Origin of the sequence: Blautia sp. AF19-1 (assembly GCF_003479155.1) — a bacterium.
Taxonomy (GTDB): Bacteria; Bacillota; Clostridia; order Lachnospirales; family Lachnospiraceae; genus Fusicatenibacter; species Fusicatenibacter saccharivorans.
In genome coordinates this window covers 128,931-150,401 of the sequence record NZ_QUGQ01000005.1, presented here as the reverse complement: position 1 = coordinate 150,401, position 21,471 = coordinate 128,931, and the positions used below count along the sequence as shown (strand labels likewise).

Here is a 21,471-nt window from a genome sequence, read left to right as displayed (position 1 = left end):
ACAGAAAACCGGGAAAATGAAAGAAGTATTTCTTCTATATAACTATTCGGGAAACGCAGGTTTTTCGAATAGTTGAAGAGTTACTTTCAGAAATCACCGGTTTTTCCTCTGAAACCGCCGAATTTTACAGGCCGATTTCTTGTTCGTTTTTTCACAACATTTTTTATTTTCTTCTTTTATTTTTCAGGATAAAAATCTTAATACTCCGATTACCTTTCCTACGATCTGCAGATCATTCACAAGGATCGGATCCATCTCATCGTTTTCCGGCTGCAGGCGGAAATAACCGTCTTCCTTGTAGAATGTTTTTACTGTAGCGGAATCATTGACCAGAGCGACAATTTTTTCTCCATTTTCCGCAGTTGCCTGTTGTTCCACAAGAACAAGGTCACCGTCTAAAATACCTGCATTTACCATGCTTTCGCCCTGTACCTTTAAAAGGAACGTTTCTGCGTTTGGCAGACGGTCTACCGGCATCGGAAAATATCCTTCAATATTCTCTACCGCAAGAATCGGTTCTCCGGCAGCTACTTTGCCGATCAGCGGAATCTGTGCAACCTCGCTCTGGGATGCGGTGTCTTCCGATGCAATTCCCTGGATTGCACCAAGGCGGCCGGTATGGAATCCTTCATCGCAGATTTCAATGGCTCTCGGTTTTGTTGCATCTCGTTTGATATAGCCTTTCCGCTCCAGTGTTTCCAGATGTGCATGTACCGAGGATGTAGAACGAAGGGAAACCGCTTCGCAGATCTCACGCACAGACGGCGGGAATCCTCTCTGCAAAATTTCCTGTTTTAAATATTCGAGAATCTGTCTCTGTTTCTCTGTCAGTTTATTTTTGTCTCCAGCCATCGTATGTTCCTCCTGTCGTTTCGTTTTTTATATGAATTAGGGTAGTCCCCTCTTTCTATACGATATTTGCTTAAAATATACCAAATAAATTTTACCATAAATCCAACCGGAACGCAAACAAAAGTTCCGAAAATTTGTTCGTATTTCGTATTGACAAACATACGTTCTTTTATTATAATGAACATATATTCGAAAGAACAAATGTTCACGTAGCACAACTACTCTTCTATCACAAATCAAGGGGGAATTTTACATGAGTACCAATGCAAAGAAAAGAAAATCACTGAGAGAAAGACGAAAAATCCAGAGAAGAAAACTGCAGATCCGCGCAGCCGCCGCTCTCCTGTCTCTGGTTGCCGTCACATTTCTTTTAATCTTCCACTTCACGCCGCAGAATACGCAGGCAGACAGTGAGCCGAAAGCTCCAACCTACAAATACTACACCAGTATCCGCGTTTCTTCCGGCGATACACTGTGGGACATCGCCAAAGAATACCGTACAGAAGAATACTCCGATATTTCCAGTTACATTGCTGAGGTCCGTGAGATCAATCACCTGAGTTCCAACCAGATCACGGACGGTATGTATCTCTGCATTCCGTATTACTCCGAGGAGTATAAATCATGAAATTCAAGAAATACTTTACATAATTCGGTTATGTAAACAAAGTAAAAAAAACAGCTTCCAAAATGCACGGAACCTTCTAAAACAGCATGTTCGGGAAGCATGGTTTACCAAATAAAGAATGAATGTGAAAAGCAGAAACGTCCCGCAAATGAAATTTCTCATCTGCGGGACGTTTCTGCTATCTTATGCTTTTTTTAATCCTCTTCAATATGCTCCTGTCCCTGTGCGATGATTGTCCGTACATGACCATCTGCAAGAGAGTAGAACACCGATTTTCCTTCTCGTCTGCTCTTTACCAGCTTATTCTGCTTCAGAATGCGAAGCTGGTGGGAAATTGCGGACTGTGTCATGTGCAGTGCTTCTGCCAGGTCGCAGACGCATACCTCTGCCTCAAACAGGACAAACAGGATCTGGATCCGCGTGGAATCACCAAATACCTTGAAAAGCTCTGCCAGATCGTAAAGCTCTGTTTCATCCGGCATGGTCTCATTGACAATCTTTACCAGATTTTCATGAACCTCACAGGAGTCACAGCACAGATCAGCTTCTTCCGGATTGATTTTTGCCATTTTGTGTCCTCGTCTTTCTATAAATTTTTCACAAACAGAGCACGAATTGCATTCAGAACCGCCAGAATCATAACTCCGACATCTGCGAAAATTGCCATCCACATGTTAGCGATACCGATGGCTCCCAGAAGCAGGAACAATACTTTGATACCAATTGCAAAATAAATATTCTCATAAACAATGTGAATACATTTTCTGGAAATGTGAATTGCTTTGGAAATCTTGAGCGGATCGTCGTCCATCAGAACGATATCAGCTGCTTCAATTGCTGCGTCGGAACCAAGTGCTCCCATCGCAATACCGATATCGGCACGGGACAGTACCGGTGCATCGTTGATGCCGTCACCTACGAAGGCAAGTTTTTCTTTTTCTGTCTTTGCGGCAAGCAGCTCTTCCACTTTACTTACTTTGTCACCAGGAAGCAGTTCGCTGTAAACTTCATCAATTCCAAGATCTGCAGCTACCTGATCGGCTATCCGCTTAGAGTCTCCGGTCAGCATAATCGTCTTTTTAATACCGGATTTCCGCAGCGCCTGAATCGCCTCTTTCGCATGCGGTTTGATCATATCACAGATCAGGATATGTCCGGCATACTTGCCGTCTACAGCAACATGGACGATGGTGCCGACGCTGTGGCAGTCGATATAATCAACGCCAAGGCGCTCCATCAGTTTTGCATTTCCGGCAGCGACATTTTTACCGTCTACCTTTGCTGTTACACCGTTTCCGCTGATCTCTTCGATGTCCGTGACACGGCTTCGGTCGATCAGTTTTCCATATGCTCTCTGCAGACTCTTGCTGATCGGATGGCTCGAAGCACACTCAGCAAGTGCTGCGTATTCCAGAACATCTTCCTGACTGATCGTATTGTGGTGAATACCGGCTACTTCAAAGACACCCTGTGTCATGGTACCGGTTTTATCGAATACAACGTATTTGGTCTGGGAAAGTGTTTCCAGATAGTTGGAACCTTTCACCAGGACACCTTCATGGCTTGCGCCGCCGATACCGGCGAAGAAGCTGAGCGGAATACTGATGACCAGTGCACAAGGGCAGCTGATAACCAGGAAGGTCAGCGCACGGTAAATCCATACGTTCCACTCAGGAGCGGCACTTAAAAACAGCATCCGTACCAGCGGCGGCAGAATTGCCAGTGCCAGCGCACCGTAGCAGACGGCCGGTGTATAGTATTTCGCAAATTTGGAAATAAAGTTCTCGGATCTTGATTTCTTGGAGCTGGAGTTTTCCACAAGGTCCAGAATTTTGGATACGGTGGACTCTCCAAACTCTTTCGTTGTTTTTACTTTAATCAGACCGGACATATTGATACATCCGCTGATGACTTCGTCTCCCTCCCGGGCGTCACGCGGAACACTCTCTCCGGTCAAGGCACTGGTATTCAGTGTGGTGTTTCCTTCTTCGATCACACCATCGATCGGAATCTTTTCACCAGGCTGTACAACGATGATTGTGCCAACCTCAACTTCATCCGGATCAACCTGCTCGAGTTTTCCGTCTACCTCGATATTTGCATAATCCGGGCGGATATCCATCAGTTCGCTGATGTTCCGGCGGCTCTTTCCGACAGCATAGCTCTGGAACAGTTCGCCGATCTGGTAAAACAGCATAACGGCTACGCCCTCCGGATACTCGCCAAGCAGAATGGCACCGACCGTTGCAACAGCCATCAGAAAGTTTTCATCAAATACCTGTTTGTTCAGGATTCCCTTCCAGGCCTTTTTCAGGATATCGTATCCGATGACCAGATAAGGAACCATAAAGGTTGCAAATCGCACATAGCCGGTTGTCGGCAGTACCGTGCAGAGAATCAGAAGAACCGATGCAACGATGACGCGGATGAGAACCTTTTTCTGTTTCTTATTCATACATATGCCTCCTTTGTTCTTACCGCCGGATGAAAAAATCCAGCATTTCATCCCAGAGATTTACAGATCCAAATCCGCTGCTCCAGAGAGAAAATACTGGATTTTTCTCGAGCTGAACCGCAGACAGGTTTTAGAATCTATTCTGCTCCAGCTTTTTCTTCCATCCGCCGATGAAAGTTTTTTATTTTAGAGGAAGATCTCGCAGTCATCCTCAACTTTTTTGCAGTTTTTCAGAACATCCTGCATAACGCTCTTTGGATCCTGTCCGTCTTCGAACTCAACGATCATTTTGAGCATCATAAAGTTTACGGTAGCATCCTTTACACCTGCTGTGTTTTTTGCAGCCTCTTCCATTTTGTTTGCACAGTTTGCGCAGTCAACATCGATCTTATACGTTTTCTTCATCGCCTTTGATCTCCTTTTTCATTTTCACTGTTCATATGAACATTTATTCATATGTTTGTTTTTATTATAGCACCAGTGATGCAATTGTCAATGGAAAACTGAAAAAAATCAAAAAAATCTGCCCGTCGGATTTTTTTGATTCCTGCGGGCAGATAGATCTGTTATTTATTTCTCATAAAGAAACGTTATGTTCTGCTATTTTTCACTTTTCCGAATCACAATCTGTCCGAACCGTGCACATCCGTCCAGAACCTCTATTTTCAGAATGCCTTCTCCTGTAACGGTACCGAGTGTGAACCGTTCGAGTGTGTTCGGTGCTGTTTCATATGCAAAATATGGATGAACATCCGAAGTTACTTTCTCACCGGCAGGAGGCATTACCCCTTCAAAAAGAGTCTCTCCCTGAATAGCTGCCTGTACCTTAACCTCTTTGTCTGCACAATTTCCTCGTAGAAATAGACCAGCTTCGGTGTCAGCTCCTCGCGGCGCGGCGTCATGGAGATCGGCTCGTTGATACAGTCATATGCGCCGATGATCCAGCGGTCTTTGTATCTTCTCATAAACTCTTCCGTCAGAAGAAACATCCGAAATCATTCGCCATAATACCGTCCTGATTGTGCAAAAATCCCCTTACACGTTCTTTGTCATAATACCCCATACAAAAATACCACCTTTCCGCAGAAGCCTTCTGGTTCTGCGCTTTTTCTTCTATTATAAAAATTCTGGTTTTCTGTGTCAAGAAATAAATTTTTACTATTTTCAGGGAAAAAACATGATATTTTTAAAAAAATTGCTTGACAAACCGAAAAATGAGACTATAATGCAAAGTGTTCAAAAGAAAAAAGGGATCAGAAAAAAGCAATGAGCAGGACAACATTTTTCGGGTGAGCCTTTGCAGAGAACCATCGGCTGGTGCGAGATGGCAGGTATCCCAAAGAACAATCCCCTGTGAGCTGTACAGACGAAACCAGAAATGGAAAGTAGTCCGGACCGGCCTCTCACCGTTAGCAGAGAAGAGATTCACCGGAAAGTGTATCAAATGGTTTCGGGGATCTTGTCTGAGTGATCGACCAAAAGAAACAGCCGATAATTAGAAGTGGTAACGCGGAGCGTTTTTTGAAAGCTTCGTCTTCTTGCATAAGTCAGGGAGACGAAGCTTTTTTTGTTTCCAAGCATACCAACACAATTGCCTTTTCCCTTTTCTTTTTCCATTTGAAATCCATGTAAACTGGAAATATCATTTTTGAACGAGGAGGAATTTTATTATGAACACGTTGGTTATTGTACTGATCGCCGCTGTATGTCTGATAGCAGGTTATACCTTCTACGGAAGCTGGCTGGCAAAGAAATGGGGCATCGATCCCAAAGCAAAAACACCTGCCGTTGCAAAAAATGACGGTCAGGATTACGTCCCTACCGATGGATGGACCGTATTCGCCCATCAGTTTTCTTCAATCGCAGGTGCAGGCCCTGTCACCGGTGCCATTCAGGCCGCTGTCTTTGGATGGGTTCCCGTCCTTTTATGGATCCTGATCGGCGGTATCTTCTTTGGTGCTGTTACCGATTTCGGTGCGCTGTATGCGAGTGTCAAAAACGAAGGAAAATCCATGGGACTTCTCATTGAGAAATACATCGGCAAAACAGGAAAAAAACTGTTTCTTCTCTTCTGCTGGCTCTTTACACTGATCGTTATCGCCGCCTTTGCAGATATGGTTGCCGGAACATTTAATGCTTACGAAACGGTTGACGGCGTCACAAAGCTTTCTGCCCAGGCAACTGTAAACGGCGCTGCCGGAAGCATCTCCCTTCTGTTTATCGCTTTTGCTGTTGTCTTCGGACTGCTCCAGAAAAAACTGCAGTGGAAAGGCTGGAAAGAAATGGTACTCGGCCTTGCCTGCACTGTTGCAGCCTTTGCAATCGGCATGAATGTACCGCTTGTAACAAGCAAAGCAACCTGGACTTATCTGGTATTTGCCTACATCTTTCTTGCCGCTGTCCTTCCGATGTGGCTTCTGATGCAGCCGCGTGACTTTATGACAACCTTTATGTTTGCCGGCATGATCCTTGGCGCTGTTGTCGGACTTGTTGTTGCACACCCGAAAATGAATCTTCCAATGTACACCGGTTTCCACAATGCGGCATCCGGAGATCTGTTCCCGATCCTGTTTGTCACCGTTGCCTGTGGTGCTGTTTCCGGATTCCACAGCCTGGTATCGTCTGGAACCTCTTCGAAAACCATTGCGAATGAAAAAGATATGCAGAAAGTCGGATACGGAGCTATGGTTCTGGAGAGCCTGCTTGCCGTCCTCGCCCTCTGCGTTGCCGGTGCTGCTGCTTCTGCAGACGGTACGGCTGCTGTCGGAACGCCATTTGCGATCTTTTCTTCCGGTGTTGCCGGATTTCTGGAAATGTTCGGCATCCCGGTATACGGAGCACAGTGCTTCATGACGATGTGTGTATCGGCGCTGGCACTTACCAGTCTTGACTCCGTTGCACGAATCGGCCGTATGTCCTTCCAGGAACTGTTCACTGTCGATGATATGGAACATGCTGCCGGATGGAGAAAGCTGCTCTGCAATAAATATTTCTCTACCATTGTTACTCTGCTCTGCGGCTACATCCTGACCCAGATCGGATATGCCAATATCTGGCCGCTGTTCGGAAGTGCAAACCAGATGCTGAGTGCACTCGTTCTGATCACGCTCTGTGTCTTCCTGAAAGTCACCGGCCGTGAAAACAGAACCCTGTTCCCGCCGCTCATCATCATGCTCTGTGTCACCTTTACCGCACTGGTAGAGCGTGTCATTGCACTTGTAAAAGCGTATGGAGCAGGAACCGCTGTCTTCCTCGTTGAGGGACTGCAGCTCATCATCGCCATTCTGCTGATGGTTCTTGGTGTCATCATTGTCATCAGCTGTGGAAAAGAACTGTTCCGGAAGAAAGCGGGACAGGAAACGAAATAATATAGATGTTTCTTCAAAGAGCTTCCTAACGTAAAACGCCGTCAGACTACAACAAGTCTGACGGCGTTTTACATGCCATAGTTTTTTACGAAACAATTGTTTTATCCAGCGTCCAGTCATGCATCGTTCCGGCTTTTCCAAAACTCATACAGCCGACACAGACTTTCGAAATATTAATGTCTGTTTTTCCTAAGAAAGTATATTCCATATTGCGATTCCTCCTAGTTGCAGTTTTTACTCTCTTTTATCATATCCGTCAAATGCTTTGCCTAAATAATAGTTTTAAGTATGCAGTTTCCCGGTTTCCGCAAGTTTCTTCGCATATTGCAGATAATCCGGCTGTTTTTTAAAGACTCCTGCGTAATATATAAAATTATGTGACGTAAAAGATGCTAATGTCATTATTGGAGCACTGATCATAAAGGAAATATTTCTCCTTACCGATGAAGAACAGGTTTTCTGTCAAGAAATCAGGAAAGCGTTTATATCGCATAAAAAGCCCTGTACTCCATTTGGTGTGTGATCCATTCGGAGTACAGGGCTTTTTCATAAAATCTATTTTATGCCAGCGGTTTTCCAGTCAGCATTTCATATGCCTGGAGATATTTTTCGATGGTCTTGTCTACAATCTCCTGCGGCAGTGTCCAGTCGTGCTTTCCTTCATTTGCTTTCAGCCAGTCGCGTGCAAACTGTTTGTCAAAGGATGGCTGTCCATGGCCTGGTTCGTAGCCATCTGCAGGCCAGAAGCGGGAGCTGTCCGGAGTCAGCATCTCATCACCGATGACAATATTTCCGTTTTCATCGAGACCAAACTCAAATTTCGTGTCTGCGATGATGATGCCTTTGCTTAATGCGTAATCTGCGCATTTTTTATACAGAGCGATGGTGTAGTCACGGAGTTTCTCTGCGTACTCTGCTCCTTTTCCCGGGAAGTATTTTTCCAGGTGAGCGATGCTCTGCTCATAAGAGATATTTTCGTCATGATCGCCGATTTCAGCCTTGGTAGACGGGGTATAGATAGGCTCAGGAAGCTTGTCGGATTCTTTTAAGCCCTCCGGGAGTTCGATACCGCATACTTTTCCGGTCTTCTGATAGCTTGCCCAGCCGCTTCCTGTGATGTAACCACGAACGATGCACTCCAGAGGCAGCATTTCCAGTTTGCGGCACATCATGCTATTGCCGTCAAATTTCTCCTGCTGGAAGAATTCCGGCATGTCTTTTACGTCTACAGAGATCATATGATTCGGAAGGATGTCTTCTGTCAGATCGAACCAGAATTTGGACATCTGGGTCAGAACGGTACCTTTTTTCGTTACCACGTTATTCAGAATGACATCGAAACAGCTAATTCGGTCGGTTGCTACCATGATCAGGCTGTCGCCGTTATCATAAATTTCGCGTACCTTACCCTCTTTGATTGGCTTTAATTCTTTCATCATGCATACCTCTTCTTTTCGTATAGGATTGTGAGCGGAATTTCTATCCTGTAATAGAATGAAATTCCTGCGACACCTTTACTTTACACCGCTGCTTATAAACTGTCAAGCACTTATTATTATAACTACTAAATAATGTGCTTCTTTTTATGAAAAATGAAAACGGAACGTATAGCTGTATCTCCCACCGCAAATGCGATACTCCGGATGAATGTTTTTCGTCCAGCCAGTATCGCCGCCAAGACCTGCGTGTACAGCGTCAAGCATCAGCCAGGTGCCAGTCGGAGATGCCGGAAGTTCTTCTTCATAAGCTGCCTGTTTATACTCAGCCATAGAATATGGAAGTGCACTGAAGTGGAAATCTTCGCCGCCTGTAATCTGAATGGTATGCGTGCCATCACCAAGCACAGCATATCTTGTGTCTTCATGGCCGCCGCATTCACATGGCACAACAAATGGAATATGCTGTTCGGCAACGGAGGATGTATACGTTCCCATAAGCGCTGCATCTTTTCGGTCTGCGTATGTCTCCCATGGTCCTTTTCCATACCAGATAAGCGTTTTGAAAGACGAAGGCAGACGGAACGACTGGCCGATTCTTGCGAGCGTTTCCAGACCGCTGTGGTTGATGACTTCATTTTTCAGTTCCATACCTTCGCTTCCGATCCGATAGAGTGTGTTCACACAAAAGAGAACCTTTTCATCCGCTGTACCCGTATAAGAAGCTTTTACTTCAAGGAGAACCTGGTTTCCAGCAGATACTGCAGACAGTGCAGTTACCTTCTTTTTCAGCTTGTCCAGACCGGCTGCACGCCAGAGGGCATCGTATTCTGTGACATGCTGTCCCTCATCAATGCCGGTTGGCGCACGGTAAAATTCGTCTTTTCCGCCAGTCAGGTAAGAAACACCGTTTACTTTGTATTCTTCGAATTCTCCATCTTCCTTACGGAAAATGATTTCTGTCTCATCACCTGTAATCAGAATCTGTTGTTCGGTTTCTGCAAGCGTCAGTGGTTTTTCAAACAAAACATTTTCTTCCGGCTGGAAAATCTCTGCATGAACAGGAATCTGCCGGCGATATACTTCCGTGCCGGCTGGTGCATAGAACGTATCTGCTGCCAGCTCCATATAGTAGTTGATATACGCTTCTCCGTGCAGATTTTCCGGTAACTCCGGCATTGAAAGCGTTTCCTGCTCCCCTGCTGCGGTGTGGAATGCAGGGTATGTACCTTTGGCAGTCACTTCGCCGTTCTGTACAATCTCATATCGCATCTGAAGATGAGAAAGATCCAGTGTATGGTAACGGTTTACCAGAATCCAGGCCGTTTCACCCGTATACAGATTTCTGGTCTGTTCGATGGTAACCGGAGACTGGCCGTTTCGCACTTCATAAGCGCCCGGCTTATAGGAAAGATCTGCAAATACAACGCCGTTCAGACACATATCCGTAACCGGATCCAGCACATCTTCTCCAAATGCACCGCCGTACCCATACTGGATATGACCGTCCTCTTTTAGAATTGCAATTGCCTTGTCTGCAAAATCCCAGATAAAGCCGCCCTGGAAACGTGGATATTTATTAACGTAATCCCAGAATTCCTTGAAGTTTCCATTACTGTTGCTCTTTGCATATGCATACTCGCACATGATAAACGGACGAAGATCGGAGTCATCCGCCATAACATCTTCCAGCCAGCTCATCGTTGGGTACATCGGGCAGATAATATCCGAAATGTTCCCTTTCGGATTTCCGGATTCATACTGTACATATCTGGTCTTATCATATTCACGGATCCAGCCATGCATCGCTGCGTGGTTTGCACCTGCGCCGGATTCATTTCCAAGTGACCACAGAACAACAGAAGGATGATTTTTATCACGTAGCACCATACGGGTTGCTCTTTCCAGATAAGCGGCTGCCCACTCGGCAGAGGCACTGAGCTGTCCGCCGTAACCATGAGTTTCCAGATTTGTCTCGTCTACCAGATAGATGCCAAGTTCATCGCAGAGATCATACCATTTGTTCGAGTTTGGATAATGACTGGTTCGAACAGCATTAAAGTTCAGCTGTTTCATAACTGCAATTTCTTTCCGCATCTGCTCTTCGGAAACAGTCCGGCCTGTCTTTGCACAGAAATCATGACGGTCAACACCACGGATAATCAGCCGCTTTCCGTTTAACAGCAGGACACCGCGATCATTGATTTCCAGCTGACGGAAGCCGATTTTACAGCTTTCGATGTCAACGGTCTCGTTTTCCTTATTCTGAAGTTCTACGACAAGAGTATAGAGAACTGGGGTTTCTGCGGTCCAGAGAACCGGATGATCCACCGGGGCTGTTACCGTTGCGATAAATTTGGGCATCAGATAAAATCCACACTCTGCAAAAGCAGGGGAAACCATTTCTGTTACTTTGTTCTGTGCTGCATCATACAGAGTTACCTTTGCATGGTATTTCCCATAAAGTGGTTTGGAGTTATCCGGCCAGATCGTTACCGAAAGTGTTGCCTTTGTATAATCTGGATGGGTAAACAGTGTTTCTGCTTTATAATCCAGGATATGCTGCATTGGTTTTGATACAAGCCGGACGTCACGGTAAATGCCGGACAGATGCCAGTAATCCTGATCCTCCAGGTAAGTACCGTCACAGTAGCGCATGACCTGTACGGCAAGGGTATTGGTTCCTTCCTGCACATAGTCGGTAATATCAAATTCTGCATTCAGTTTACTGTCCTGGGAATACCCCACCTGCTCTCCGTTTACCCAGAGATAGAAGCAGGATTCTACGCCTCCAAAGTCGATCAGTAGCTGTCTTCCCATATAATCTGCCGGAACGTCAAAGGTGCGGAAATAACAGCCCGTCAGGTTTTTGCCCGGCACGTAAGGAGCATTCAGTTCATACGTTCCTTCTGCAATTTCCAGTTCAAATTTTTCTGTTCCGTTGTTTTCCCGTTTGAACGGATACAGCATATTGGTGTAAACCGGTTTTCCATATCCCTGCAGTTCCCAGTTCGATGGCACTGGGATTTCGTTCCAGGAAGTGTGGTCAAATCCATTCTCATAGAACGCTTCCACCTGCTCCGGGCATCCATACATTTTAATTTTCCAGTTACCGTTCAGATCTGTAACAAATCGAGATGCCATCCGGTCTCCGCCAAGTGCCTGCTCCACCGTTTCATATGCACCGTAGGGCGTATGCATGGGATAGCGGTTTTTCTGTGTTACGTACTGATTTTCCCAGTCTCTTGTCTGTTTCATGGGTAATCCTCCTGCATTGAAAAATTTTTTCGTGTGCTTCTACATGTTTTGTTATCGCAGAAATTCTTTTCTGAAATTTTTTCAAAAAGTCAAAGGATATTTGCAATCCGCTTCGCTACGCGGTAAAATAGATTTATCCGGATTGGTCTTAGATAAAAGGAAAGACCGTTTTTCTTTCTGAAAAAGTATGCTATACTGTTTTTGGCGATTATCTATAAAAATAGTGATATTTTCTGCGATTTCATTTATATATAGTATAAAAGATACCGCTGCATTTCAAAATAGTTAAACTGGTGTTTCTTTTATCCAAAATGGGAGATGAAAAGGGAAAAAGTATGGTTTCAGAATCTTTACTCGAGCGAATTGAAAAAAGTGATGTTATTTACCGATGCATCGGAAAAGAAATGAAAAATGGAATTCTGGCCTGTGGATTTATGCGAAAAGAGACAGCGGAACGTTCCCAGTACCATTTTTCCAATGCCTATTACAGCTGCTTTGTTCTTCTGCGCGGCAGCGGGCGTTATCTGTCAGAAACCGGAACTTCTTACCAGCTGCAGGCAGGAAGTCTTGTTCAGCGTCTTCCCGGTGTGCCACACTCTACGATCATTCATCCGGATGGAAAATGGCTTGAATTTTTTATCTCCATAGGAAAGCCGTTTTTCAAGGCCTTCTGTTCGATTGGAGTATACGATCAGACGCCCGTTCAGACCACAGAGCTGTTTCCCGGTGATCTTGAGCGGTATCAGAAGCTGCTGCGGAAATTGAAAGCTGCACCGGACAGCCAGCTTCCGCTTCTGCTCCCGGAATTACAAAAAGAAATTCTCCGGATGCATGGATATCATACGCATCCGGAGAAAATGCAACGAGATCCGGTCGAGATCGCATGCGATGCATTATCGCAGAACCTGGAAGAAGAAATTTCCATGGAAGAGCTGGCCTCTTCTTTGCAGCTTGGATATGAAACCTTTCGGAAAGTGTTCAAAAAACAGACTGGCATATCTCCTGCCCGGTACCGCACAGGAAAAAAAATGGAGCAGGCTTGTATTCTTCTTGATGGCGGCGTGCCAATAAAGGAAATTGCCGGTCTGGTAGGGTATGGTGATGTGTATGCTTTCAGTAAGCAGTTTTCACGGTTTTTTGGATTTCCACCGGGACAGTATCGAAAAAATTTGAAATAGAAACACCGTTGGAAAGATCAAAATGTACAAAATATATGATCTTTCCAACGGCGGATGAAAGTTAGAGTTTTAGAAAATTTTCAGGATATCATCTGCCGTTTTCCGCTTTGGTTTATCCGGGTTAATTGCGCGGTATCCGACCGCAATCACAGAGCCCAACAGTTCTTCTTCCGGGATGGAAAGAAATTCGCGAATCGCTTTTTCGTCCCGAATTCCCATAATCAGTGTATCAAGGCCAAGATCTCTTGCCTTCAAAATAAAGTTTTCGTCGTGCAGACCAAGGTCATAGTAGCCCCAGCCATTTCCAACTTCATTATTCGGATTTCCTTCCTGGTCAAATCCGGAGCGGTCTTTCACAAAGGTAGTAACCACAAGTGCTGCTCCAGCTGCACTCTTCTGATTAAACTCCGGCAGGCATGCAGCGGAAAAAGCCTCGATTTTTTCCGGCGTAACAACGGCATAATACCGTGTCGTCTGCGAATTCTTCCAGGATGGAGCCTGAATCGCCGCGTTTATAATTTCTTTGATCTGATCTGCAGTTACTTTTTTCTCCGGATCAAATTTGCGGATACTTCTTCTTTCTTCCAGCAGTTTTGAAAATTCCATGTTCTTATCCTCCTCTTAATTTTTATGATCTTTAGAACTCTTCTACGCTTTCATAACGCTACTTATTGTTGCAATATACCATGAACACATGCAAAAAGTTATAACGCCTGATAGTCTTCCCGCGAAAAACGGTGATACGTCAGTCCGAATTCATTTTCCTCTACGCAGTAGCAGTACTCATCCACGGAAGGATCTGCAAACGAGAAGACATGTCCCATTTCATGTTCCTCAGACGCATTTTCCCTGACCGTTGTGTGCATTTTTACCGCGTAGTCGGAAAAACACTTTCGCACTTCATTCATCGTGTTTCCTGGTGTGGTAATTACCTGTAAGAGATTTTGCAGCAGTTCCGGGACAGGAATCTCCTTTTCAATATAGATACAGCCTTCTTCCGGAATTTCAATACAGTAGCGGTTGTTGTTATCTGAAATTGCAAGATTTCCAAGGCGTGGCTGTACTTCCTTACAAAAGCAGGAAAGAGCCTGGTTCAGATCGTCCTGTTCCGATAAGGACAGCGATCTGCGAAGGGATTCCGCCGGATAATACAGTTTCATGGAACCGCCTTCATATCCAATCTTTACCTGCCATTCACGTATTGTGTCGGTAATGTGTTTTTCTAAAACATTGCCGGTCATTTCTTGTCACCTCCGTTGTTGTGCGTGTAATGCCTTGACAGAACACGGTATTATCATCTCATAAATGAAGGGAAGATGCAAGAGACGGTTCAACTCAATATTCTGAAACATCGCAGAATTTTCTTACACCAAAGAACTTTTCTATCTATGTTTAACCCCGCTTTTTAAAATCTTCATCAATCCTCTTTTTCCATTCCGCTCCCAGCGGTGCGCTGCTCCGCACGGTGCAGATCGCCTCACTGACGACCTCATAGTTCAACGCCGTTCCTTTACTGTCGTTATGATAGTTGACCGCTCGGTCTGCACTGATTCCAAACTGGCCTGCGGTTTTTACCGCGTCTATGTTAGCGCCAAGGAACAGAAATTCCCAGCCATATTTCGCTTTCTGTCGTTCGATCATATGCTTTATTTTTTCCAGATTGTAACGGCGACTGGAATTCTCCATTCCATCGGTTGTAATGACAAACATGGTATGTTCCGGGATATCCTCCGGTCTTGCATATTTGTGAACATTGCCAATGTGATGAATTGCTCCACCGATCGCATCCAAAAGTGCGGTACACCCGCGAACCGTGTAGTCCTGATCTGTCATTGGTCGAATGTCCGTTACATTTACACGGTCATGCAGGACCTCGCTTACATCATCAAACAATATTGTCGAGATTAGAGCCTCCCCTTTCGCTTTTTTCTGCTTCTGAATCATGGAATTGAATCCACCAATTGTGTCCTGCTCCAGTCCGCTCATGGATCCGCTGCGGTCAATGATAAAAATGAAATAATAAAATGGACACGGCAAAATAACCTCCAATCGGCTACCGTGTCCCTGCAAGTCGTCATAGGTTTGTGTAAACGCAAAGAAACGGCGGCTCTGAAATCAAAGCCGCCGCTTCAAATGGGCGTGTCAAATTGTCTGCTCTACGACGGCTTTTTTTCTTTTGCCGTCGTCCGGCAGAATGGCTTAGTTATTATTTCTGAACGGAGTCCGCTTCTTCTTGTGTGAGTTGACCATTTTTAACTGCGTCAGAAATGGCTTTGTCTAATTCTTCAACTGTGGAGTAATCCCCAATGTGTACTGTTTTTCCGTTATCTTTTGTTACATCAACACTATAAGAGGAAACTACATCTTCAGTAGGTGGAATCATGGAGTAGGTATCGCCGTCACCGTCGTCTTTGGAATACAATACTCCCTTTTTGATACTTTCCAGAGTTTCTTTATAGCTGTCCATCATAGCATCTACGCTTTCCTGCGTAAATTCGTGGAATACGCCTTGCCCATCATACCAACCATCTCCGGTTCCAATCAAAGATTCCATTTCTTTTTTCTGTTCGTTCATCCACGCTTCGTATTCATCGGCTGTCCACCACTGCACATCCGGTGCCGCATTGTTCTTCTCATAATCTGCCTCGGCAACCCAATTTTTACCGTCAACGCTGATTTGTCCACCGTCTGTATCCTGATAGAGAATATCTGCGCCGGATGTATTTCCCGTTTCGGATGTTGAAACCTTTGGTGTGTCCGAAACCAATGCACTTGCATAAGTAACCCCTGCAATGCTTAAACAGATTGCACCGCACAAGCCTATTGCCAAAATTTTTTTGTTCTTCATAGATAAGACCTCGCTTTCTAAAAATTATAGCTGCCCTCTTGAGGACAGCTATAATATAACAAAGCAACTTGGATATAGTTTGCATGGATTATGGATTTTAGATGGAGTTGTCTACCGGCTGCTTACAAGGCAATTCAAACCAAAACAGTACACCATTGTTTATATTTGAAATGCCGTAATTTGCTCGGTGCATTTCCATGACTTTACGAACAATATAAAGCCCTAATCCGGTTCCGCCTGTATTGCGGTTACGAGATGTATCTGCCCGATAGAAGGCTTCAAACAAATGTGGAATAGCATCGTCAGGCACACGGACACCTGTGTTTTCAATTTCACCACGAATCGTACCATGCGTTTCGGACAAAGATATACGAATCAATTCACCACTTGGAGAATAGCGAATTGCGTTTACCAATATATTTTGAATTGCCCGTTCTATCTGTGATTGTTCCACTTCACAATAAAGGCGGGTAGGAATATTTGCTTCAAGGTGCTGTTTCTTTTCTTCCAATAAATCTGCTACTGCGGCAATCTGTATCCGAAGCATTTCCGCAAAATCAACGGTTTTATATTCAGTTTTTTGAGTTCCTCCGCTTTGGAAAGATACAGCAGTTCTTTTACCAACTTCTCCATCCTATCAACAACGGCAAGCGAACGCTCCATGTACTCTATGTGATTTTCATAGCCGCTGACTCCGTTCAGCATCCCCGCCAAATGTCCTTTCAAAATGGTTAGTGGTGTTTTCAGTTCATGGGATGCTGCCGAGAAAAAGTCTACCCGCTGTCTTTCTAACTCCTGTTCCTTTTCAATATCTGTTTTGAGCTGTTGGTTGGCAGCTTGAAGGTCGTTCAATGCAGTAGATAGCGAAGCAGATAATGAATTTAGATTTTGCGCCAAGCAACCTAATTCATCTTCTCGTCCTGTACTACATTGACCGGAAAAATCCAGTTCTGCCATTCGCTTTGAAATCTTGCTCAGTCGCACAATAGGTCGAGTGATGTACCGTGTATAGAGCCATGCACAAAGGAGAGAAAGCAGAAAGACCATTAGGATGACATACGGAAGTATAGACAACAATACTTTTGTTGCCTGCTGTACAACGAACAAATCCGTTTGAACTGCCAATGTATAAGCAGTACCGTTTTTCAATGTGAACGGGTAAAAATTTTGTCGTAGTTTTCCCAGATGGTTGCATATCTATGAGCGATTCATCTTCATCGAATGTAACTGTGTAATCTGCCGAAGTAGTAGAGGTTTCCATTGATGCCTCGTCGGGATATATCATACGACCGTTACTATCCTCAATCCAAAAAGCGGCATTTGTTTCCTTTGAAAAATTAGATATATCATTTTCGCAATCAGATATATTGTCAAAGGCTGTCATTTGCTCAACAAGGTGCATAGCGGCTTTCTCCGTAGCCGCATTTATCAAATTGGAGTATGTCGTAGGTAACAGTTTTGAAATGAAAAAATATGTTCCGCCGCAAGCTGCACCCAGTAGAAGAAATGTAATTATAAAAATCTTGACGGATAACCGTTGCTTAATGTACTTTGTCAATTCTGTATCCCACCCCTCTGATTGTTTTGATATAGTCAGCATTCAGCTTTTTGCGAATGTTCTTTATATGACTGTCAACGATCCGATCTTCGACCTCCAAATCCTCCGCCCACAATCGGTCAAGCAGCATTTGCCGAGTAAAAACCTTTCCCTGACTTTCAAGCATAAGCCTAAGAAGCGCAAACTCTTTGCTGGTCAAAACAACCTCGTTTCCGCCTTGATATACATGGAATCCATCAACATCTATACTCAGCTCTTTATAAGTAAGCAGAGATGGATTTTGATTTTCCGCAGTTCTACGGCGAAGAATAGCCGCAATCTTGCACAGCAGGATTTTGGGCGAAAAGGGCTTTGGAATGTAATCGTCAATCTGCTGTTCAAAACCCCGCAACTGGTTTTCTTCATCCGAAAGCGCAGTAAGCATAATAATAGGGATTTGTGACCGCTTGCGAATGACCTCACATACACCATAGCCGTCGATTTTAGGGAGCATGATGTCTAACAGCACAAGGTCGATTGTATCATCAAATATTGCAATCCCCGCCACGCCGTCAGAAGCGACAGCAACTTCATATCCCGCATCAATCAGATGATTTTTCAATATATCCTGAATGTCAATATCATCTTCGACAACTAAAATCTTCTGCATTGTTCCACCTCCAATTTTTCAAGTATAGCAGAGAAATATGTATCTATTATGGAGTCTCGAATTTCATCATGATCGCTCACCGGCTGAAAACTGTGCGCAACGCCGACAAAATATTCGTTGTCGATCACGGTGAGATCGTCCAGCAGGGCACGCATGACGAGCTGGTGAACATTCCCGGAAAATACAAAGAATTTATCGACATCCGAAAGAAAGCAGAAGGTTGGAACCTGGCAGAATAAAAATGATCACCGGATTAGTATCGGTGCTCTGACTGCTGCTTCCGGGCGTGTAGCCGTTATGTCCGGATAGATAAGATAAATTGATCGGGAAATGAGAAAACAGCGACTTTGAACAGTCCAATTTGCATTTCGTTTTTCCACAGCAACAGCAACCCCCACGCCGATGGCCTGATCGGTGCGGGGGTTGTTGCTCTTATTATGTGTTATATCTGCATTTGATTCCTGAACTTTTTGTCCCCGACATTCCAATCGTCACAGCAGCTTATAGTAGACATAGTTGCTGGTCACCGCTCCAGAATCACCGGCACGCCCAGCCGGTCTCCCTCGGCAAAGGCAATGTCCAGCACCTTTCGCATATATCCCTGCCCCTGATATTTTTCCCGCACACAGACAAGTCCAACGAAAATGTAGGGCTTCTTTTTCTTATCCATGCGATCTTGCAGGGAAGCCCCGCCCCGCTTGATAGCGATACCGAACTGCAGAAGACGCTTCAGGGTAGAGTTGCGCAGCATTCCGCAGGCAATGGGCCACATCGTCTTGAGGCCCATCTTCTCCTTTGGCAGCTTATAGGCGATATAGCCCTCGCCCCGCTGGCTGGTAGTGTGCAGAAAGCCGCCCCGCAGCACCCCACACACATAAGCACAGATATAGTTCGCCGTGGCTTCTTTCCCGGAAAAAGCAGCGGACATTCCCATTTCCTCTCCGTAGTCATAATAACCGAAGGCATGGCCGATTTCGTAAATTTCTTCCTCTGTCATAGACTTGACAAGCACCGTGCGCTCCCCCTATTTATTTTGCTTCTTTTTATACCCGCAGTCGCAGTATGGGCCGCCGGAGGCGAGGGTGTACTGCCGCACAAAGTCGGTCACGCCGCCGGCTTCGCTCATGGTGTAGTCCAGATGGCACAGCGCGGGAGTGAGGTCATATAGCCCCAGCTTTTTCATTAGCACACAGATGCCGCATTTGGTGAAGCGTCCCTCGTAGCCGCTGCCATCCGGGTATTCGTAAAACTCCATGTTCCACGAGTAGGGGTTGCGGTCAGCGGCTCTCAACGCGGCGGTGGCTTTCATACCGGCAATGTCCTTTTCGGTAAATTTGCTCTTCCCGCTCTTGCGGCAGAACCATTTCATGGGCTTTGTCATCATGGCCTTCGCGTAATACTCAGTCAGTCGCTCCACATCCGGGCGCTCCGGCATGGAAAGAATGAACGCGCCGAGCATTGCGCAGTTGACGATGTTCATCTTGAAGCGGTCACCCTTTTCAAATTCGGGCAGCTCGGAGATGATCTCCCTGTATTTCGGCTTTGCTTTTTTCGTGATGGCTTTTGCCGCATCGGCATCATAGCCGAATACAACCATCAGCTGTTTTTGGAATGAGCCTGCAAACAGTACCCACATTCCCATGGGCATACCTATGTATTTCATTGCACGGTCTCCTTACATTCTCCGCTTTTCGCCATTTCCCGCAGCAAAACCAGCCCCAGCGCCAGAACCAGCAGGTGCCCGGCGGATTCCGTGCCGTGATCGATCTGATCCAGCGGCCACGGCAGAAACGTGAGCAGGTTGCCCACGATTCCCGTAAAAACGATGGGGTTGCAAAAAGATGCGAGTATCCGCTGTGCTGTATTTTTCAGATGGAGCATCTTTTTCCATATCATAACGATCATCACGACAGAAAGCAGCACATCGCAGAGAATATACGATGCCAGCAGCGGCGCGGCGTTGCAGTAAAACACCTTGTTGGCGATTTCAGCCGCAGCCTGCATATCGCCGTATTTCTCAAAGGTAAACTTGAAGATCAGTGCCATGTTCGTAAACATAGCATGGACATAGCCCCAGCAGACCGTGCCGGTGAGATAGGCGATCTGAAACAGCTTGACCCACTTCTGCTGCTTCGGTTGGGCACAGTGCCGCTTCAGGAGCTTCCACATCTGGTGAAATCCTATGTAATAGAGCGCCGTCCCGAGAACACCGCAGATAATGCTGACCACCATGCGCCATGTGGCCATATCGAGATAGGCGACTTTGACCATCAGTCCGATGGATTCCGTGCTTTGGGTTTTCCCGGTCGCCGCAAACAAGAAGTCGCCGATCACATAGAGCGAGCACCCAATCATGCCCGCAATAAGCGCTCGTTTTTCTTTGCTCATTTTCATTGCTTGCCACCAAATCTGATCTTCACGATCTGCATTTTCATCATACCGTCGCCGACCTTTGCGAGAAAACGGAAAAAGCCGCTGACGGATGGATCTTTCAAATCGGTGTAGCCCAGCATATAGCCCCGGCTGGTGACCTGCAAGCGGCTGTCCCACGCGCCGATCTCTTGGAGAGCGTCCGAAACTGCGAAATAAGCGCCCACATCCCTGATCTTCGCACTCTTGAGCCATGTCTTGGCGATCATCTTCACCGCCGTCCGATTCGCAGCGTCGAATACCAGCACACCGCCGGGGAAGGTGTCTGCCATACCCTGCACAAGAGCTTTGACCTGCTCGGTCAGGAAGTAATAAAACACGCCGGAGGCAAAGAACACCGCGCCGCCGGAGGCATCAATTTGAGAAAACCATGCCGTGTCGTTCAGGTCGCATGGGATGTTTTCCTCCCGCTCTCCGGCGGGCAGCAGCTCATTGCGCACGGCTATGACATCGGGAAAGTCCAGATTGTAAATGTTACAGCTGCAGTTGCCGCAGCTTCTTCCGGTGCTGTCCAGCCCGCAGCCCAGATTGACCACCGCCGCATTGGGGTGGCCTTTCAGATAATCCCGCACCTCAAAAGCAAGGTCATTCTGCCGCGCGGCCACCTCCAGTGAACCGAAACGCTGCATGAGGCTGCGGGATTTTTTCTCCGCCTCAGAAAAATCGTAGTCGATCTCGTCAATCAGGCGAACCGCTGTTTCATCCCGGTAAAGATTCGGGTATAGTTCTGAGCAGACCTTCCGCGCATACAGCGGAATGATCAGAGTCTCCTGCACGGTGTTTTTCTCTATTTTATATTTCATATGTAACG

The 21,471-nt window shown here is 45.7% G+C and carries 25 protein-coding genes; 4 read left to right on the top strand and 21 right to left on the bottom strand.

Annotation, left to right across the window (positions count from 1 at the left end):
• Positions 1-183: 183 nt before the first annotated feature.
• Positions 184-852 (bottom strand): transcriptional repressor LexA, encoded by a 669-nt coding sequence (gene lexA / locus DWX26_RS04950; protein ID WP_055217843.1) that lies wholly within the window; start codon positions 850-852, stop codon positions 184-186.
• Between the two features lie 253 nt (positions 853-1,105).
• On the opposite strand from lexA, the gene DWX26_RS04945 reads away from it, so the two are divergent.
• Positions 1,106-1,480: a LysM peptidoglycan-binding domain-containing protein gene (locus tag DWX26_RS04945; protein WP_022462870.1), complete on the top strand. Its 375-nt coding sequence runs from the start codon at positions 1,106-1,108 to the stop codon at positions 1,478-1,480.
• A 194-nt stretch (positions 1,481-1,674) separates the two neighbouring features.
• Here DWX26_RS04945 and DWX26_RS04940 read toward each other — a convergent pair whose 3' ends face one another.
• From DWX26_RS04940 to DWX26_RS04915, 5 genes are all read right to left on the bottom strand, one after another.
• A complete protein-coding gene (locus tag DWX26_RS04940; RefSeq protein WP_055217845.1) occupies positions 1,675-2,049 on the bottom strand; it encodes an ArsR/SmtB family transcription factor in 375 nt (124 codons plus the stop codon).
• A 17-nt stretch (positions 2,050-2,066) separates the two neighbouring features.
• Positions 2,067-3,935 carry a heavy metal translocating P-type ATPase gene (locus tag DWX26_RS04935; RefSeq protein ID WP_118600971.1) on the bottom strand — a complete coding sequence of 623 codons (1,869 nt, stop codon included), beginning with the start codon at positions 3,933-3,935 and terminating at the stop codon, positions 2,067-2,069.
• A gap of 186 nt (positions 3,936-4,121) precedes the next feature.
• A complete protein-coding gene (locus DWX26_RS04925) occupies positions 4,122-4,340 on the bottom strand; it encodes a cation transporter (protein ID WP_055266075.1) in 219 nt (72 codons plus the stop codon).
• Between the two features lie 195 nt (positions 4,341-4,535).
• Positions 4,536-4,718 (bottom strand): hypothetical protein, encoded by a 183-nt coding sequence (locus DWX26_RS04920; protein ID WP_055266077.1) that lies wholly within the window; start codon positions 4,716-4,718, stop codon positions 4,536-4,538.
• Positions 4,718-4,900, bottom strand: a complete 183-nt coding sequence (locus tag DWX26_RS04915; RefSeq protein ID WP_147398107.1) for a hypothetical protein — start codon at positions 4,898-4,900, stop codon at positions 4,718-4,720. Before DWX26_RS04915 ends, DWX26_RS04920 begins: the two co-directional genes overlap by 1 nt.
• 705 nt (positions 4,901-5,605) lie before the next feature.
• On the opposite strand from DWX26_RS04915, the gene DWX26_RS04910 reads away from it, so the two are divergent.
• On the top strand, positions 5,606-7,303 hold the full coding sequence (locus tag DWX26_RS04910) for a carbon starvation CstA family protein (protein WP_022462875.1): 1,698 nt from the start codon (positions 5,606-5,608) through the stop codon (positions 7,301-7,303).
• A gap of 85 nt (positions 7,304-7,388) precedes the next feature.
• Here the strand turns inward: DWX26_RS04910 and DWX26_RS17365 are convergent, their stop codons facing one another.
• The 3 genes from DWX26_RS17365 to DWX26_RS04895 all read right to left on the bottom strand — a co-directional run bounded on the left by DWX26_RS17365 (position 7,389) and on the right by DWX26_RS04895 (position 11,997).
• Positions 7,389-7,511 (bottom strand): hypothetical protein, encoded by a 123-nt coding sequence (locus tag DWX26_RS17365; protein ID WP_279220559.1) that lies wholly within the window; start codon positions 7,509-7,511, stop codon positions 7,389-7,391.
• 352 nt (positions 7,512-7,863) lie between these two features.
• Complete coding sequence (locus DWX26_RS04900) at positions 7,864-8,739, bottom strand: phosphoribosylaminoimidazolesuccinocarboxamide synthase (protein ID WP_118600970.1); 876 nt, start codon at positions 8,737-8,739, stop codon at positions 7,864-7,866.
• Positions 8,740-8,886: 147 nt separating this feature from the next.
• The gene (locus tag DWX26_RS04895) at positions 8,887-11,997 is read right to left on the bottom strand and encodes a glycoside hydrolase family 2 TIM barrel-domain containing protein (protein ID WP_118600969.1); all 3,111 of its coding nucleotides are present in this window, start codon (positions 11,995-11,997) and stop codon (positions 8,887-8,889) included.
• A gap of 335 nt (positions 11,998-12,332) precedes the next feature.
• Here DWX26_RS04895 and DWX26_RS04890 point away from each other — a divergent pair, with 335 nt between their 5' ends.
• Positions 12,333-13,175, top strand: a complete 843-nt coding sequence (locus DWX26_RS04890; protein WP_158580587.1) for an AraC family transcriptional regulator — start codon at positions 12,333-12,335, stop codon at positions 13,173-13,175.
• Positions 13,176-13,244: 69 nt separating this feature from the next.
• Here DWX26_RS04890 and DWX26_RS04885 read toward each other — a convergent pair whose 3' ends face one another.
• The 8 genes from DWX26_RS04885 to DWX26_RS04850 form a co-directional block, all read right to left on the bottom strand.
• The gene (locus tag DWX26_RS04885; RefSeq protein ID WP_118600967.1) at positions 13,245-13,781 is read right to left on the bottom strand and encodes a nitroreductase family protein; all 537 of its coding nucleotides are present in this window, start codon (positions 13,779-13,781) and stop codon (positions 13,245-13,247) included.
• A gap of 98 nt (positions 13,782-13,879) precedes the next feature.
• Positions 13,880-14,416 carry a DUF3877 family protein gene (locus tag DWX26_RS04880; RefSeq protein ID WP_118600966.1) on the bottom strand — a complete coding sequence of 179 codons (537 nt, stop codon included), beginning with the start codon at positions 14,414-14,416 and terminating at the stop codon, positions 13,880-13,882.
• 151 nt (positions 14,417-14,567) lie between these two features.
• Positions 14,568-15,161, bottom strand: a complete 594-nt coding sequence (locus DWX26_RS04875; protein ID WP_118600990.1) for a hypothetical protein — start codon at positions 15,159-15,161, stop codon at positions 14,568-14,570.
• Between the two features lie 220 nt (positions 15,162-15,381).
• Positions 15,382-16,023, bottom strand: coding sequence for a hypothetical protein (locus tag DWX26_RS04865; RefSeq protein ID WP_118600964.1), 642 nt, complete (start codon positions 16,021-16,023; stop codon positions 15,382-15,384).
• 97 nt (positions 16,024-16,120) lie between these two features.
• Positions 16,121-16,534: a sensor histidine kinase gene (locus DWX26_RS04860; protein ID WP_158580586.1), complete on the bottom strand. Its 414-nt coding sequence runs from the start codon at positions 16,532-16,534 to the stop codon at positions 16,121-16,123.
• A gap of 8 nt (positions 16,535-16,542) precedes the next feature.
• Positions 16,543-16,980 carry a histidine kinase dimerization/phospho-acceptor domain-containing protein gene (locus DWX26_RS04855; protein WP_243030536.1) on the bottom strand — a complete coding sequence of 146 codons (438 nt, stop codon included), beginning with the start codon at positions 16,978-16,980 and terminating at the stop codon, positions 16,543-16,545.
• Complete coding sequence (locus DWX26_RS17085) at positions 16,949-17,581, bottom strand: hypothetical protein (RefSeq protein ID WP_243030533.1); 633 nt, start codon at positions 17,579-17,581, stop codon at positions 16,949-16,951. Before DWX26_RS17085 ends, DWX26_RS04855 begins: the two co-directional genes overlap by 32 nt.
• Entirely contained in the window at positions 17,565-18,230 is a 666-nt protein-coding gene (locus tag DWX26_RS04850; RefSeq protein WP_118600961.1) for a response regulator transcription factor, read from the bottom strand. The genes DWX26_RS17085 and DWX26_RS04850 overlap by 17 nt, the downstream gene beginning before the upstream one ends.
• A gap of 68 nt (positions 18,231-18,298) precedes the next feature.
• Here DWX26_RS04850 and DWX26_RS04845 point away from each other — a divergent pair, with 68 nt between their 5' ends.
• A complete protein-coding gene (locus tag DWX26_RS04845; RefSeq protein WP_199676795.1) occupies positions 18,299-18,469 on the top strand; it encodes a hypothetical protein in 171 nt (56 codons plus the stop codon).
• Between the two features lie 284 nt (positions 18,470-18,753).
• Here the strand turns inward: DWX26_RS04845 and DWX26_RS04840 are convergent, their stop codons facing one another.
• The 4 genes from DWX26_RS04840 to DWX26_RS04825 are packed head-to-tail and all read right to left on the bottom strand — an operon-like array spanning position 18,754 to position 21,463.
• A complete protein-coding gene (locus DWX26_RS04840; protein ID WP_199676794.1) occupies positions 18,754-19,242 on the bottom strand; it encodes an N-acetyltransferase in 489 nt (162 codons plus the stop codon).
• Positions 19,243-19,254: 12 nt separating this feature from the next.
• Positions 19,255-19,893, bottom strand: coding sequence for an L-2-amino-thiazoline-4-carboxylic acid hydrolase (locus tag DWX26_RS04835; protein ID WP_118600959.1), 639 nt, complete (start codon positions 19,891-19,893; stop codon positions 19,255-19,257).
• A complete protein-coding gene (locus DWX26_RS04830; RefSeq protein WP_118600958.1) occupies positions 19,890-20,624 on the bottom strand; it encodes a DUF6796 family protein in 735 nt (244 codons plus the stop codon). Before DWX26_RS04830 ends, DWX26_RS04835 begins: the two co-directional genes overlap by 4 nt.
• Positions 20,621-21,463, bottom strand: coding sequence for a class I SAM-dependent methyltransferase (locus DWX26_RS04825; protein WP_118600957.1), 843 nt, complete (start codon positions 21,461-21,463; stop codon positions 20,621-20,623). Before DWX26_RS04825 ends, DWX26_RS04830 begins: the two co-directional genes overlap by 4 nt.
• Positions 21,464-21,471 lie beyond the last annotated feature (8 nt).